Origin of the sequence: uncultured Pelagimonas sp., from assembly GCF_947498515.1 — a bacterium.
Taxonomy (GTDB): Bacteria; Pseudomonadota; Alphaproteobacteria; order Rhodobacterales; family Rhodobacteraceae; genus Pelagimonas.
Genome location: NZ_CANMKO010000006.1, coordinates 43,689 through 59,471, shown reverse-complemented (window position 1 = coordinate 59,471; position 15,783 = coordinate 43,689). Strand labels below are relative to the sequence as shown.

The following is a 15,783-nucleotide window of genomic DNA, read 5'->3' as shown; positions in this document are numbered from 1 at the left end:
GACGGGATTGGCGATCACGCCTCGATCATATCCACGCGGGTGGCGTGGCGGCCGCCTTCGAATTCGGTGTTGAGATAGGCGTCAACGATGTCGAGTGCGAGGCCTTCGCCGACAACGCGTGCGCCGATGGATAGGATGTTTGCGTTGTTATGGGCGCGGATCATGCCGGCGGAAAACGTGTCGGAGCAGACACCACAGCGGATTCCGGGGACCTTGTTCGCGGCCATCATGATGCCTTGGCCAGTGCCGCATAGGATGATGCCAAGCGCGCAATCGCCCGATGCCACCAGTTCCGCCGCTGCCTTGCCATGTTTGGGGTAATGGGTGCTTTCGGTGCTGGTTGGGCCGATGTCGACCGGTTCCCAGCCCGCCGCTTTGATGTGGGCGGCGATGGCTTGGCGCAGGTCGATGGCGGCGTGGTCGCTAGAGAGGGCGATGCGTTTGTTGGCAGTCATGACAAAGGTCCGTTTTGGAGGAAAGTCAGGGTTTCTCAGGTATGAGTTGCTGGGCGATGCCAGCGAAGAGCAGATAGATCGAAGTGATGTTCAGACCCCAATGCGCCCAGCTTTGGGGATGGAAATCAACCCAAGCGGCCCATCCGGCAAAGAACGTCCAAGCCAAGGCCATTGGCAAAGAGACATTGCGCCACCGTTCCGTGCGCACCGGGTGGATGAATTTCAACGGCAGGAACATAGCAACGGCGAGAACTGTGACCAGCGCCAGAATGGTCCAGAAGTCCGGTTTCAGGGCGAAGAGCACAATGACAAGCATGTTCCAACAGCCCGGGAACCCTTGGAACGAATTGTCCGAAGTCTTCATCCGGCTGTCGCAGAAATACATCGCGCTGGCAAAGGTGATCACGATGATCGCAAACCAGCCGGTCCAACCCGGCAGCAACCCGGATTGAAACAACGCAAAGGCCGGGATGAACACATAGGTTAGGTAGTCGATGATCAGGTCAAGCAACACACCGTCAAACCGCGGCGCGTTGGTCTTGACGTCAAATTTGCGCGCCAATGGGCCATCGATGCCATCAACGGCAAAGGCAACAACCAGCCAGAGAAACATCAGCGACCATTCTTCGCGCGCAGCGGCAAGCATCGCGAGCATGGCAAAGACCGCGCCAGTGGCGGTAAAGAGGTGAACAAGCAGGGCGCGGGTCTGAATAGTCATGGGCCTGTCATGAACCAATTTGCGTCAATGCGCAAATACTCAGGCGCTTAGCTGAGTGCCGCGCGCGCCGGTGATTTTTGCGCCGATGATTTGCCCGACCGGGTGTTTGGTTTCGAAGGTCACTTCGGTGAATTGTTCGGTCCGGCCCATGGTTGGCGATTCCATCAGAATGCTATGGTTGGTGCCGATCTGGGCTTTGAGGTGGCGTTGCACTTGAACATCACCGGCGGTGCGCAGCCGGGCGGCACGCTCTTTGATCACCTTGCCATTGACCTTGTTGGGGATCTTGGCGGCGGGGGTGCCTTCGCGCACCGAATAGGGGAACACATGCAGCCATGTCAGATCACAATCGGTGACCAGTTTCACCGAATTGTCGAAATGCGCCTCGGTCTCGGTTGGGAAGCCGGCGATGATATCGGCCCCAAAGGTGATCTCGGGGCGCAGTTTGCGGGCGTCTTCGCAGAATTTGATGGCATCGTCGCGCAAATGGCGGCGTTTCATCCGTTTCAGAATCAGATCATCGCCATGCTGAAGTGACAGATGCAGATGCGGCATCAAACGAGGCTCCGACGCGATGGCGAGCATCAGATTGTCATCGGCTTCGATGGAATCAATTGAGCTAATCCGCAGGCGCGGCACATCGGTAAGACGAAGGATGCGCATAACCAAATCGCCAAGCCGCGGCTCCCCCGGAAGGTCGGCGCCCCATGACGTGAGATCAACACCGGTCAGAACGACTTCGTTATAGCCCTGTTGAACAAGGCGCTTGATCTGATCCACCACAACACCGGCCGGGACAGAGCGAGAATTGCCACGGCCATAGGGGATAATGCAAAACGTACAGCGGTGGTCACAGCCGTTCTGGACCTGAACATATGCGCGCGAACGTGTGCCAAAGCCGTCGATCAAATGACCGGCGGTTTCGGTGACCGACATGATGTCGTTGACCTGAACGCTTTCGGTATCGCCGATAAAATTCGGGCCGAGACCGTTCCACGTCTCGGGTGACATCTTTTCGGTGTTGCCGATGACGGTGTCGACTTCGTCCATCGTGGCAAAGCTATCGGGGTCAATTTGCGCGGCGCAACCGGTGACAATCAGCTTGGCATCGGGGTTTTCGCGACGCAGGCGGCGAATTTCTTGCCGGGCTTTGCGCACGGCCTCTTGGGTGACGGCGCAGGTGTTGATCACCACGGCGTTGTCGACGCCGGCCTTGGCGGCCAAATCTTTCATCGCCTCGGTTTCATAGGCGTTGAGGCGGCAGCCAAGCGTGGTGAATTTGGGCGGCTTGATGTTTGGGATGCTCATTGGTTTGCCTCAAGCCACGCAGCGGTGAAGGCACCGTCAAACACATAAGCTGTGCCGCCGGTCATCCAAACACCGTCGTCTTTCCAGTCGATCCAAAGCGTGCCGCCATCAAGGTCGATCTTGACCGAACGGCCCGTCAGACCGCGCCGCGCCGCCGCCACAGCAGTGGCACAGGAAGACGACCCCGAGGCCAATGTCGGGCCAACGCCGCGTTCCCAAACCCGCATACGCAGGTGGTTTTCGCCAATCACACTGGCGAATTGCACGTTAGTGCGTTGAGGGTATAGCGGGTGATGTTCGATGTCCGCACCGCGTGTTTCGAGATCAACCGCGTCGGCGTCATCGACGAAAAAGGTGCAATGCGGATTGCCCATTCCGGTGGCGCTTGGCGCGCCATCAATCGGGAGTTCGAGCGTGTCTATGTCCTGCGCTAGGGGGACGTCATCCCAGCGAAGTTGCGGATGGCCCATGTTCACAGAAACCAGCCCATTGCCCGCATCCCGCGTCGGCAAGGTGCCACGATCGGTTGTCAGGGTCAGGTCACGCGCGCCCGTTTCGTCCATCAAGTAGCGGGCAATACAGCGGGTCGCATTGCCACAGGCCGCCGAGGTCGAGCCATCAGAATTGTAAAACGTCAGATGCGGAACACCATCCCGCAGGGTGATTTCAGCCAGCTGATCGAATCCCACACCGCGATGGCGGTCACCAATTGCGGTCACAAGCTTGGGTGACAACTCATGCGTGCGTTTGCGGGAATCGATCACGACAAAGTCGTTGCCGAGGCCGTGCATCTTCATGAAAGGCAAGCTGGTATGGGGATTCTCTTGGGTCATAAGGGCCATATAGGCGCAAGATCAGCTAAAAGAAAGCAACGCCACATCAGCGTTTCGAAAGAAAAACGAAAAACGTTCAAAAAGGTGAGGTTTCGGGGTTGACCCTAACCCACCTTGTTTCTAGAACCCGCCACACAACAGAGTGGGCCGTTAGCTCAGTTGGTAGAGCAACTGACTTTTAATCAGTTGGCCGCAGGTTCGAATCCTGCACGGCTCACCACTTCTTCCCTTAATACAAAAATTGCCGCTTGGCGCCCCCCTAGGGGGCGGTTCTTGCTATGCATTTATCGGGTCTCCAAATCGGGGGCGTTTGACGCAGTGGCACCGATTTGTGACCGTTGGTCGATTGATTGAAGTCATATCGCAAAAACAAAATATGATATAAAATATAGGCATTTAAGGGCGCAAGTCCCTGTCGCCAACATGGTCGTTCAGATTGGTCTTGGGCCGTTCGCTTCTGGAGGGGGCTATGATGGCTATATTTGACCGAACCATTCCCAAACCCGCCGCGCTTCTTGGACCTGTGGTCGCGTTTTGCGCTTTGGCCGCCGCGACCGATGTTATGGGAGAGCCGCACCATGTGCGCTGGACACCCAATTTGGAACTAGAAGCCCAAATGGAGGCGTTGAAAAAACAGGGGCATCTTTGCCTGCCTGAGCCTTATCAACTCAATTTTGACCCCTACGTGGTCAAGCTTGCCTCGTCGCTATACGACAATTGCGTCACCGCGAATACAAACGTCGATCAGGTGAAAAAATACGCGTTGCTGGCTGCGGTGTCGATGTCACCTGCGGCGGCGTATAGCGTGCCTTACACGGTCTCTGAGCTGAAATCAGATGCGGTGAAATGCGTTCTCAAATCGTTTGTCGGTGTGTCGTCTTTGGGGCCGTCCAAAAAGGCAAGCTTCGAGTCTGATATCGACGACATGTTTACGATCAAGGATTGGAAGGACTTCTCCGAAGGGGCTGCGGGGCTGTCTAAGGCCTCTAGCGAAGCTCTGGACGCCGCCATGACGCAAACCGCGCTGGCGGCCACCGATCGGGTCCAAGACACGAGCCTGTTTAGCCGGGCCTATAATACGGTTGCTGGCGGGCGGACCCTACGATTTCTCAAAGAGCTTTGGTGGGATGGCTGGATTGTTGCGTTGGACGAGTATGAGTTCAACATCGAACAGTGCCGCTTTGAAGATGCCCGATTGGCGGTGCAACGGGCCGAGGAAACGGCCGACGAAGATTGTCTGGCGCTGGGCCATCAATACCGGAGCTTAGAAGCGGAGCTGGTTTCGGACATTATCCGAACCTACAACACGTTGGACAACGATCTGATTGGCGATTCAAACGCGACGATCACCATCGTAAATGACCTAGAACGCCAAAAGCGCTACCTTGAGCGGGTGGGCAACACGCTAAGTGGTTACGAGAAGATTTTCGCAGAGATTAAAGGTATTCGCGAGGACGATCTCAGTCAGAAAATCAGTGATTTTGAAATGACCCGCCTGCGTTATGAGGCGTTGTATAAGAAGGCATTGGACGGATTGAATACGCCACGGGCCTGCGAGGCGCTCACAACCTTCCAGAGCGATATTGATCGGACGTTGGCCGTGCTGGGCCAAGATAGCCATAGTTGCCGAGAGGCGTTGTTTGGCGGACAGGGTGATATGGCTCGGTTGTCTCCGCGCACTTTGAGGAACGAGTTGCTGACTGTTGCGCGGTCGCGGTCATCCGATTGGTGGGTCAAAATGGATCAGATTTGGGCGTCGCAACGCAGCTGTGATATGAGGGGTGCTTTTGCTTTGCAACGTCAGCTGTTGTCCGAGATTGCCAATAACCCGATTTACCGAATGAATGATGGGGTCTGTTCCGAGCAAAACCAACAACCCCTGTTGGCAGAGCTGGACGCGTTGGACACCCCAGAGCATTGTGAGGACAGCGCCGATCTCCGAATGATCCCGCATGAGATTATTGGCGTTTCCGCGGCTGAGGCAACGAAGATGCTACAGGGAAATGACGGCTTTTTTGTCGTGCCGGAGCCCAAAAACGGCTCACCTGCGGCAAACGGCCAATCTGTTGGTGACGTTCAAACTGCGTTCCCTGCGCCCGGTACCGAAGCCGCCAGAGGCAGTACCGTCCAGCTTATTGTCGCAACGGCGGCTTTGACGCAAATCACCGGGCAAACCTGTCCTGTCAAAAACCTAGATCCCAGCAGGGATACCCAAAGGAAAGTGGCAAGCGGAACCACTGATGACAAAACCTATGTCGATTGCACCTATTTCGAAGATGGTCGCTTGAAGCAGCAGGCTCCTGTTGTCAAAGGGCAGCGGCACGGCGAATATCTACTCTACGCCGTTAAGCCTGGCTGTGATTGGTATCGCCGTATCCGGAAGGTTTATGAGGGAAACGAAAAGCAGGCCGAATGGTTGTACGTTTGCGAAGCGGGCACCGGGGACTCCACTATTGGCAACGCCCATTTGTTTGCAGAAACCAAATATGTGAACGGACTCCCGACTGTCAAAACGCAGTTCTATCCAAACGGTCATCCGGCAATCACCACTACATTTGACTCAGAGGGAAAACGTAAAATCACCAAATCATGGAGCCAAGACGGCACCCCAACAGGGTGCGAGCAGATTGACCAAGACGGAAAGTCGGGCCCGTGTTCGGACTGATACCTGCCAAAGGTGGGGCAAAAACGCGGGGTTCAAAAGACCGCCTGTGGCGGGTCGCCCCGAGTCAGACTTGTCTCAAAGGTCTTTTGCCGGGCAGTGTTGGACAGTGCCTTTTTGACTGACCGTCTTGGCGCGGCGGGGCAACGAACGTTTCGGGAGCAACGGCCAATTGCCAGCGCGGGAGGGGGTATGTTGGGCCCAAAAAGGTACTCCGGCTACAGTGGTCTTGAGTGAAGGAGGAGCAAGTGTCGGTGCCAAACGGCACAGGAATAGGTATGGTTTTCAATCGCCTACCCCGTATGCCTTCACATCACGCATAGGCAATTCAAAATAAGCATTGGTTAATCGCCCCATGCATACACTACGACTCCTGCCATCGTTTGACGGGGCCAGTTGCGGCCTCTGACACGGAGGGAGAGACTAATGAATCAATTCATCCGCATTGCTGCGGCTGGTGTGATGACCGTTATGTGCGGTTTCGCGGCCAATGCAGAAACAACCGTTAAGGTGGCGTATGACGCGGATCCGGTATCGCTGGACCCGCATGAGCAACTGTCCGGCGGCACATTGCAGCTGTCGCACATGGTGTTTGACCCGCTGGTGCGCTGGACCCAAGACTTGCAGTTCGAAGCCCGTCTGGCCGAAAGCTGGGAGCAGATCGACGCGACGACCACGCGCTTTAAGCTGCGCAGCGGCGTGACGTTCCATTCCGGCAACGCGCTTACAGCGAAGGACGTCGATTGGACGTTTGATCGCCTGAAAGAAAGCCCCGACTTCAAGGGTATCTTTGCGCTTTTCACCGATGTTGAAGTTGTCGATGACATGACATTCGACCTCAAAACATCCGAGCCATACCCGCTGGTGCTCCACACCGCGACCTACATCTTCCCGATGGACAGCGCGTTTTACACCGGCCAGACAGATGACGGCAAAGACAAAGCCGAGCTGGTCAAGCACGGCGATAGCTTTGCCTCGCGCAATGTATCCGGCACCGGCCCATTTGTGGTTTCCGAGCGTGAGCAAGGCGTCAAAGTCGTGTTCGATCGTTTCGACGGTTATTGGGATGCGGCAAGCCCCGGCAACGTTGACAAGATCGTTCTGACCCCGATCAAAGAAGACCCGACCCGCGTCGCGGCGCTTTTGTCCGGTGATGTTGATTTCATCGCGCCCGTACCGCCAACCGACCTAAAGCGCGTTGATGGTGCAGACGGTGTTGACCTGATCACCATGCCCGGCACCCGGATCATCACATTCCAGATGAACCAGAACCGTGTCGAAGCGTTCAAAGATGCCCGCGTGCGTCAGGCGATTGATTTTGCCGTCAACAACGACGCAATCGTTAAGAAAATCATGCGCGGCTTTGGCACCGTGGGCGCTCAGGCGTCGCCTGCTGGCTACCTTGGCTATGATGAAGCTCTGACACCACGTTTCGACGTGGAAAAAGCCAAGGCTTTGATGGCGGAAGCCGGTTATGCCGATGGGTTTTCGATCACAATGATGGCACCAAACAACCGCTATGTGAACGACGACAAGATCGCTCAGGCTGTTGCGTCCATGCTCTCCAAGATCAACATCAAAGTTGACCTTCAGACCATGCCAAAAGCCCAATACTGGCCCAAGTTTGATGAACGCGCTGCGGACATGATGATGATCGGCTGGCACGCGGATACCGAAGATTCCGCTAACTTCCACCAGTTCCTGTCGGCGTGCCCCGATGAGGCAACCGGTAACGGTCAGTACAACTCCGGTGCCTATTGCAACGCCGAAGCCGACAAGCTGATGATGGACTCGAACTCCGAGACCGACGCAGCCAAACGTGCCGAGATGCTGCAAAAGCTCGAAGGTATTTTGTACGAAGAAGCGGCGTTTATCCCGCTGCATTGGCAGAACCTGGCGTGGGGAGCGAAATCCAACGTCAAAGCAGGCGCGATCGTTAACGCGCTGAACTTCCCTTACTTTGGTGACCTCGTCGTCGAGTAAGGCTCCTTTGTCGGGGCGGGCCCTTTCCCGCCCCGGCTTTTTCCTCCCGGCTCTCTTTGGTCGAAACCTCGTTCATTTTTACCTGATCACGCCGCGCGGTTTTTGCGCTATTGATCTCCTGTGCTCAGCTAACAGTGAACCATAGCAAAGGTGGTGGTATGCTCGCCTACCTCGTCAAACGACTTTTCCAAGCCATCGCGGTGATGCTCGCCATCTCGTTTATTGGCTTTGCCATTCAGGACAACCTTGGCGACCCGCTGCGCGAGCTGGTCGGTCAGTCGGTGTCAGAAGAAACCCGCCAACAGTTACGCGATGAGCTAGGGCTGAACGACAGTTTTCTAACCCAGTATGTCCGGTTTCTTGGCAATGCCGTTCAGGGCGATTTGGGCACGTCCTATTTCTTTAAGGAACCCGCGCTTGACGTGATTATGAAAAAGCTGCCCGCTACGCTTGAGCTGGTGTTGGGCGCGACGCTGATCATTGTTGGCCTGTCTGTTCCGCTTGGCGTCTACACCGCCATCAAACCCAATAGCATCCCATCGAAAATCATCATGGGCGCGTCGATTGTCGGCATCTCGATCCCGGTTTTCCTAACTGCGATCCTGATGATCTATGTGTTCTCGGTCGAACTGCACTGGCTGCCAAGCTATGGGCGCGGTGATGTTGTGCATGTGTTTGGGTATTGGGATACGAACTTTGCCAATGTGGATGGCTGGGCGCATATCCTATTGCCGTCCATTGCACTTGCCTCGATCATGTTGCCGCTCTTTGTGCGCTTGATCCGCGCCGAGATGATGGAAGTCTTGCAATCCGAATATGTCAAATACGCCAAGGCCAAGGGTATTCACCCCGGCCGTATCTATTTCGTGCACGCGCTGAAAAACACGTTGTTGCCGGTGATTACCGTGGGTGGCGTACAGATTGGGACGATGGTCGCTTACACCATTCTGACCGAAACCGTGTTTCAGTGGCCGGGCATGGGCTTCATGTTCCTTGAGGCGGTGAACCGCGTCGATACCCCGTTGATCGTGGCCTATCTGATTGTTGTCGGCTTTATCTTTGTTGTCACAAACACCATCGTCGATCTGATCTATGGCCTTGTGAATCCAACCGTAAACTTGGCGAGGATGGGCGCATGAGCACAGTTGCCACCAACCCCGAACCCAGCCGTTTTGAGCGGATATGGAACTCCAACATGGCCTACAGCTTTCGCCGCAATCCGGTGGCTGTTGTCTCACTGGCGATCTTTCTCGCCATTGCGATTATGTCCTTGTTGGCCCCGGTGATTGCGCCGTTTGATCCCTATGATCCGGCGCAGATCGACATCATGAATAGCGAATACCCTCCTGTCTGGGTCGACGGGTCTGAGCCTGAGTTCATTTTGGGCACCGATGATCAGGGGCGCGATCTTTGGTCGACGATCCTTTATGGAACCCGTTTGTCGTTGCTCATTGGCCTATGTGCCGTTGGTTTGCAGGCGTTCTTGGGCATCTCGATCGGCCTGATTGCCGGTTACATCGGTGGCCGCCTCGATAGCCTTTTGATGCGTCTGGCGGATATTCAGTTGTCGTTTTCCACCTTGATGGTGGCAATCATCTTCCTCGCGGTGACGCAGGCGATGTTTGGCTCGGAAACCTTCAACCAATACGCCGTGTTCTTTTTGATTGCCGTCATCGGCGTCGCCGAGTGGCCGCAATATGCGCGTACCGTGCGGGCTACGGTTCTGGCCGAGAAGAAAAAAGAATATGTCGATAGCGCCCGCGTTTTGGGCTTTGGCCCGCTACGCATCATGGTGCGGCACATCCTGCCCAACTCGCTCTCGCCAATCTTTGTGATCTCGACCGTCCAGGTCGCCAACGCGATCATTTCCGAGGCCTCGCTTAGCTTCCTTGGTCTTGGCATGCCGCCAAGCCAACCATCGCTTGGCTCGCTGATTTCATCAGGCTTTGACTATATCTTTTCCGGAAGCTGGTGGATCACCGCCATCCCCGGTGTGGTGCTGGTGGTTCTGGTGCTGGTGATCAACCTTTTGGGCGATTGGATGCGCGACGTCCTGAACCCGAAACTGTACAAAGGATAAGCGGCATGTCTTTGCTTTCCGTACGTGACCTGACTGTTAAATTCGCGATGCGCGATCAGACGGTTACCGCCCTTGATCAGATCAGCTTTGACCTTGGCAAAGGCGAACGCCTTGGTATCGTTGGGGAATCGGGTGCGGGTAAATCCATCACCGGGTTTGCCTTGATGAACCTGCTCAGCCGCCCCGGATTTATCGATAGCGGGTCGATCAATTTCGAAGGCCGCGAGATTGCCGGCCTTTCCGATAAAGAGATGCGCCCCATTCGCGGCAACCGCATGGCGATGATCTTTCAGGACCCGATGGTCACGCTGAACCCGGTTCTGACCATCGGCCAACAGATGGTTGAGACGCTTCAGGCGCACCGCAAACTGTCCAAAGCCGATGCCGAGCAGATTTCGATCATGAAGCTGCGCGAGGTTTATATTCCGTCGCCAGAAGACCGCCTTGGGCAATACCCGCATGAGCTTTCGGGTGGGATGCGCCAGCGGATCGTTATCGCCATGGCGCTGTTGCTCGAACCCGAGTTGATCATTGCGGACGAACCGACGACGGCCTTGGATGTGACCATTCAGGCCGACATTATGGAGCTTCTGCTCGAGCTTTGTACGTCGAATATGGTCGGTCTGATCCTGATCACCCACGATCTGGGTGTGGTTAGCCAAATGACCGAACGCACGTTGGTGATGTATGCTGGTCGGATCATCGAGGCGGGCAAAACCCGTGAGATTATCAACGATCCACAGCACCCCTATACCCAAGGGTTGATCAACGCGTTGCCTCAGCAAACATTGCCCGGTCAGCGGTTGAAACAGATCCCCGGCAATATGCCCGGTCTGACGGCCATTCCGGATGGTTGCCCCTTTGCACCGCGGTGCCAATACGCGATCGACAATTGTCGTCGCACCCGGCCCGAAACCGTTTCTTATGCCAATGTCGAAGTCGCCTGCCATGAGGTGAACCGGCTGCATAACACCGTGCTTGAGGATCAAAGCGCATGAAGGACATCGTGAACGAGACCGCTCAGGACACCATCCTTGAGCTGAAGAATCTGGAAAAACGCTTTGAGCTGGACAAGGGGTTCCTTGAGAAGCTGAGATTTAAAAACGGCAAGTTCACCACCGAAGAGCGCGCCGTTCACGCCGTCAACAACGTCTCGCTTGAGGTCAAACGTGGCGAGGCGTTGTGTGTGGTGGGGGAATCCGGTTGTGGGAAATCCACGGTGGCGCGTTTGGTTGCCGGGTTGCTTGATCCATCTGGGGGTGAAATCCACTATGATGGCACCCGGATCGACAACAAGTCGCGCCGCGAGCTGATGAGCATGCGTAAAAAGATGCAGATGATTTTCCAAAATCCTTATGCGTCCTTGAACCCACGAATGACGATTCAGCAAGCTCTCGAAGAGCCGGTGCGCTATCACAACCCCGGTATGTCGCGCAGCGATGTGCGGGCCAAGGTGGCAGAGGTCATGCAATCGGTTGGGGTCGATCCCACTTGGGCCTCGCGCTATCCGCACGAGTTTTCAGGTGGTCAGCGTCAGCGGATCGCCATTGCCCGCGCCCTAACCGTGGACCCTGAGTTTATCATCGCCGATGAACCTATTTCAGCGCTGGACGTGTCAATCCAAGCACAGGTTTTAAACCTGATGCTAGAGGCCAAGGATGAGCGTGGGTTGACCTATCTGTTCATCACCCATGACCTTTCGGTGGTGCAACATTTCGGCACGCGGGTGGTGGTTTTGTATCTCGGATCGGTTTGTGAACTGTCCGATACAGCGACGTTGTTTAACAACCCCAAACACCCCTACACCAAGGCGCTTTTGTCGGCGGTTCCGCAGCTCAAAGACGACAAGCCCAACCATATCCGGCTCAAGGGGGAAATCCCGACGCCGATCAACCTTCCGACTGGCTGTCCCTTTGCGTCGCGCTGTGCGTCGGCGGACAATCGGTGTCTGTCGGAAAAACCGCGGCCCTTGGCACAACCTGATGGCGCGATGGTTGCGTGCCACGCGGTGGAAGAAGGGCGGCAAACGGGCTAAGTCCCATCTGACATTGATCAAGACACCGACGTTCTACTCAGGCTACATGGCCCCTTGGTAGATCTGGCAACACGGGTACCGACATTTGGACATCATTTGGCTCAGAGACTTTGAGGCTTTGGTCGCGCAGAAGAATTTCTCGCGCGCGGCCGAAGAGCGCAATGTCTCTCAGCCGGCGTTTTCGCGGCGCATTCGCGCGCTTGAGGATACGGTTGGCGTCAAACTGATCAATCGCCAAACGTTGCCTCTGTCACTTACCCCGGCGGGCGAAGTGTTTTTGAGCCAAGCGCGGGTGATGTTGCGCACCTATGAAGAAACGATTGAGCGCTGTCAGATCATTGATGCGGCGGGCGAAAACGTCATCCGATTTGCGACCTCCCAGTCGCTTTATATGACGCATTACAAAACCCACATCGCCCCTCTGGTCGAAGAGGGTGGGCTTGATATTGATTTGAATTCAACCTCTTGGGCGGCAGATCAATTCGTGTCCGCGCTTCAGCAAGGGTATTGTGATGTCATCCTGACCTACTGGCATCCAACCATGGATTTTTTGGCCCCGCTTGAGGCCAGCCAATGTGACTATGTTACCCTGACCCGCGATGATTTCATTCCTGTTGCCAAGGCGGACAATGATGGCCCGGCCTTCCATATGGGCAAAGGGCAAAACAAGCCTGTTCCATTGCTGTCTTATGGAACGGCATCGGCGCTGCGCACGGTTGTTGATGCGCTGTTGCGCAAACATTTGGATGGGCCGAAAATCCTTGTGATGAACCGCAATGTACTGGCGATTTCGGTCAAGGCGATGATCTTGGAGGGGTTCGGCATGGGCTGGCTTCCGCGCCAATTGTGCCGGGAGGAGCTTGAGGACGGTCGGCTGCAGATTATCGGCGACGATACTTATGTCGAGCAGCTCGAAGTGCGTCTGTATCGCAGCGTGGAAAACACCAAACCATCGCTCAAAAAGCTATGGGATCAGATAAGCGCCGCCTCTGCTTGAAGCGGCGCCAAAGGCATTACGCGTCTTTGCGGACCCGAGCGGCGGATTTATCGGCGAATGCGGCAAGGCGTTCGCGCGCCGGAGCTTGGGTATTGACCACGCCCGCCACCACGGATTCCGCATAGGCCGCATCAAGCGGCGACATGTTTTGCATGTGGCTAATGGCTGAGCAGATAGCGAAATTGGTCAACGGCAGGTTTTCAGCGGTACGTCGCGCGATTTCGAGCGCTTTGTCCATCACAGAGCCTTCGACCATATATTGCGCAAGGTGCAGGTCCATCGCCTCTTGGCCATGATAAACGCGGCCGGTGAGCATCATGTCGATCATCCGGTCCTTGCCAACAAGATCGGCAACCCGAATGGTCGCGCCGCCACCGGTGAACAATCCGCGCTGCCCCTCGGGCAAAGCGAAATAGGTGGTTTCGTTCATCACCCGAATATGGGCCGAGCTAGCCAGCTCAAGACCACCGCCAACAACGGCCCCCTGACAGGCGGCAATCACCGGAACCCCGCCATATTCCATCTTGTTAAAGGCCTCGTGCCAGCGCAGGCAGACATGCATGAAATCCGCGGGGCTGCGATCGGCATCGTGATGTTCGATCAGGTCAAGACCGGCACAGAAATGATCGCCAGACCCGGCCAAAACCACGGCTTTGACTCCGGCGCGCGGCGCGGCGGAAAAGAAATCAACCAGTTCCTCGATGGTATCAAGGTCGAGGGCGTTGCGCTTGTGCGCGCGGTTCATGGTGACAACCCAGACGCCATCATCCTGTGCATCAAAGTCGAGGTTTTTGAAATTGCTCTGGTCTAGAGTAACGGGCATATCCGTGTCCTTTCAGGGATCAAAATACCGCCGAGAGAAGGGCATCAGCCCCCTCAAGGATGCGGGCGCGTTGGGATTGGGTGTCTACAAGGATGTGATCGGCATAGAACCGAGCTGTGGTGATTTTGGCAGATAGAAACGCAGGGTCGCCACCTTGGGTTTTGGCCGTTTCAGCCGCCAAAAGGGCGCGACCAAGCTGCCAACCGGCAACCAAGTTCCCTGCCAACATCAGATAGGGCACACCGGCCCCAAAGGCGGCATTTGGGTCCGTTTTGGCGGTGTCGAGCATATAAGCTACGACGTCTTCGAAATCGCTGCGAGATTCGGCCAGACGTTTGGCCACGGCGCGGGCCTCGTTTGATCCCGCCGCGAGCAAGGCTTCGGTTTCGCCAATCATCGCGGCCAGACGCATCGCCGTCACACCACCATCGCGGAGCGTTTTGCGCCCCACAAGGTCATTAGCCTGAATGGCGGTGGTGCCTTCGTAGATCGGCAAAATGCGGGCGTCGCGGTAATGTTGAGCTGCTCCGGTTTCTTCGATAAACCCCATTCCGCCATGCACTTGCACACCGCATGAGGCCACTTCGACACCCATCTCGGTGCTATAGCCTTTGACAAGGGGTGTTAGAAATTCGGACAGGTCAGACAAGGTTTTGTCGTCGGTGTGATGGCCCAAATCCTGCCAAGCGGCGGCCGTGCAAGCCATGGCGCGGGTGCCTTCGGTCAAGGCCTTCATCCGCATCAACAAACGCCGAACATCGGGGTGGTTGATGATTGGCACCGCCTCACGAGCAGAGCCATCAACCGGGCGGCTTTGCACCCGGTCTTGGGCATAGGCAAGCGCTTGTTGGTAGGCGCGTTCGGAAATGGCGATGCCTTGAACGCCCACGGCAAAGCGTGCGGCGTTCATCATGGTGAACATGTATTCGAGACCGGCGTGTTCCTTGCCGATCAAGTACCCGGTGGCCCCTTCGAATTCCAAAACTGCTGTTGGGCTAGCCTTGATGCCAAGCTTGTGTTCGACGCTGACACAGCGCACGGTGTTGCGATCGCCGATGTTTCCGTCGTCGGACACCATGAATTTGGGGACCAAGAACAGGCTGATGCCTTTGACGCCCTTTGGCGCATCGGGCAGGCGGGCCAACACCAGATGCACGGTGTTTTCGGCCATGTCGTGTTCGCCATAGGTGATGAAAATCTTGGTGCCGGTGATGGCGTAGCTGCCGTTGTCTTGTGGCTCGGCACGAGTGCGCAGCAGGGCGAGGTCGCTGCCGGCTTGCGGTTCGGTCAGGTTCATCGTCCCGGTCCAATGCCCGGTGATCAGTTTCTCCAGATAGATGGCTTTTTGTTGGTCTGATCCGGCGGTAAGCAAAGCCTCGACCGCGCCATCGGTGAGCAATTGGCACAAAGCAAAGCTCATATTGGCGGCGTTTAGGATCTCGGTCGCGGCCGCCCCCACAACACGGGGGAGGCCCTGACCACCGTGTTCCGCCGGGTGTGGCAAACCGGGCCAGCCCATCTCGACACATTTGCCATAGGCCTCGGCAAAGCCATCGGGCAGCACAACCTTGCCATTGGCATAGTTTGATCCGACCTCATCGCCGGGGGCGTTGAGCGGGGCGATCTCTTCGCTGCAAAACCGGCCAAATTCTTCCAGAACCGCCTGCACATCATCGAGTTCGAAATCCTCATAGGCAGGTAGGGTGGTCAGCTCGGGCCATCCACTCAGATGTTCGATGTTAAAGGTGATGTCCTGCACCGGTGCGCGGAAGGTCATGGCGGGCTCCGTCAATTATTGGGTTGAAGGGGGTGTAGCGCTGCGCAGCGGGTGGAGCTATCTCCGTTGTGGACACAATATTTGCAAAAAGTGACATTTTCAGAGAGACTGC

Annotated in this window: 13 protein-coding genes and 1 tRNA gene; 8 read left to right on the top strand and 6 right to left on the bottom strand. The window is 56.1% G+C overall.

The genetic code is table 11. The annotated features are described in order from the left end of the window. Positions 1–14: 14 nt before the first annotated feature. From rpiB to dapF, 4 genes are read right to left on the bottom strand one after another with little or no spacing between them, the layout of a single operon-like run. Positions 15–455, bottom strand: coding sequence for a ribose 5-phosphate isomerase B (rpiB, locus tag Q1A43_RS12405; protein WP_299935580.1), 441 nt, complete (start codon positions 453–455; stop codon positions 15–17). A 25-nt stretch (positions 456–480) separates the two neighbouring features. Then, on the bottom strand, positions 481–1,173 hold the full coding sequence (locus Q1A43_RS12400; protein WP_299935577.1) for a CDP-alcohol phosphatidyltransferase family protein: 693 nt from the start codon (positions 1,171–1,173) through the stop codon (positions 481–483). Between the two features lie 39 nt (positions 1,174–1,212). Further along, entirely contained in the window at positions 1,213–2,466 is a 1,254-nt protein-coding gene (gene mtaB / locus Q1A43_RS12395) for a tRNA (N(6)-L-threonylcarbamoyladenosine(37)-C(2))-methylthiotransferase MtaB (protein ID WP_299936032.1), read from the bottom strand. Between the two features lie 11 nt (positions 2,467–2,477). Then, positions 2,478–3,323 carry a diaminopimelate epimerase gene (gene dapF, locus Q1A43_RS12390; RefSeq protein ID WP_299935574.1) on the bottom strand — a complete coding sequence of 282 codons (846 nt, stop codon included), beginning with the start codon at positions 3,321–3,323 and terminating at the stop codon, positions 2,478–2,480. Between the two features lie 135 nt (positions 3,324–3,458). On the opposite strand from dapF, the gene Q1A43_RS12385 reads away from it, so the two are divergent. From Q1A43_RS12385 to Q1A43_RS12350, 8 genes are all read left to right on the top strand, one after another. Further along, positions 3,459–3,534: transfer RNA gene (locus tag Q1A43_RS12385), tRNA-Lys, on the top strand. Positions 3,535–3,783: 249 nt separating this feature from the next. Next, positions 3,784–5,979 carry a PASTA domain-containing protein gene (locus tag Q1A43_RS12380; RefSeq protein ID WP_299935572.1) on the top strand — a complete coding sequence of 732 codons (2,196 nt, stop codon included), beginning with the start codon at positions 3,784–3,786 and terminating at the stop codon, positions 5,977–5,979. A gap of 423 nt (positions 5,980–6,402) precedes the next feature. After that, complete coding sequence (locus tag Q1A43_RS12375; RefSeq protein ID WP_299935569.1) at positions 6,403–7,959, top strand: ABC transporter substrate-binding protein; 1,557 nt, start codon at positions 6,403–6,405, stop codon at positions 7,957–7,959. A gap of 134 nt (positions 7,960–8,093) precedes the next feature. Then, on the top strand, positions 8,094–9,098 hold the full coding sequence (locus Q1A43_RS12370) for an ABC transporter permease (RefSeq protein ID WP_299929680.1): 1,005 nt from the start codon (positions 8,094–8,096) through the stop codon (positions 9,096–9,098). Beyond that, positions 9,095–10,039, top strand: a complete 945-nt coding sequence (locus Q1A43_RS12365) for an ABC transporter permease (RefSeq protein ID WP_299929683.1) — start codon at positions 9,095–9,097, stop codon at positions 10,037–10,039. The genes Q1A43_RS12370 and Q1A43_RS12365 overlap by 4 nt, the downstream gene beginning before the upstream one ends. Before the next feature lie 5 nt (positions 10,040–10,044). Then, positions 10,045–11,037, top strand: a complete 993-nt coding sequence (locus tag Q1A43_RS12360; protein ID WP_299929686.1) for an ABC transporter ATP-binding protein — start codon at positions 10,045–10,047, stop codon at positions 11,035–11,037. Continuing rightward, on the top strand, positions 11,034–12,074 hold the full coding sequence (locus Q1A43_RS12355; protein WP_299935566.1) for an oligopeptide/dipeptide ABC transporter ATP-binding protein: 1,041 nt from the start codon (positions 11,034–11,036) through the stop codon (positions 12,072–12,074). Before Q1A43_RS12360 ends, Q1A43_RS12355 begins: the two co-directional genes overlap by 4 nt. Positions 12,075–12,159: 85 nt before the next feature. After that, positions 12,160–13,071 (top strand): LysR family transcriptional regulator, encoded by a 912-nt coding sequence (locus Q1A43_RS12350; protein ID WP_299929692.1) that lies wholly within the window; start codon positions 12,160–12,162, stop codon positions 13,069–13,071. Positions 13,072–13,087: 16 nt separating this feature from the next. Here Q1A43_RS12350 and Q1A43_RS12345 read toward each other — a convergent pair whose 3' ends face one another. Together Q1A43_RS12345 and Q1A43_RS12340 are read right to left on the bottom strand one after the other, a co-directional pair. Then, positions 13,088–13,894: a crotonase/enoyl-CoA hydratase family protein gene (locus Q1A43_RS12345; RefSeq protein WP_299935564.1), complete on the bottom strand. Its 807-nt coding sequence runs from the start codon at positions 13,892–13,894 to the stop codon at positions 13,088–13,090. 19 nt (positions 13,895–13,913) lie between these two features. Beyond that, complete coding sequence (locus Q1A43_RS12340) at positions 13,914–15,671, bottom strand: acyl-CoA dehydrogenase (protein WP_299935562.1); 1,758 nt, start codon at positions 15,669–15,671, stop codon at positions 13,914–13,916. Between the last annotated feature and the right edge of the window lie 112 nt (positions 15,672–15,783).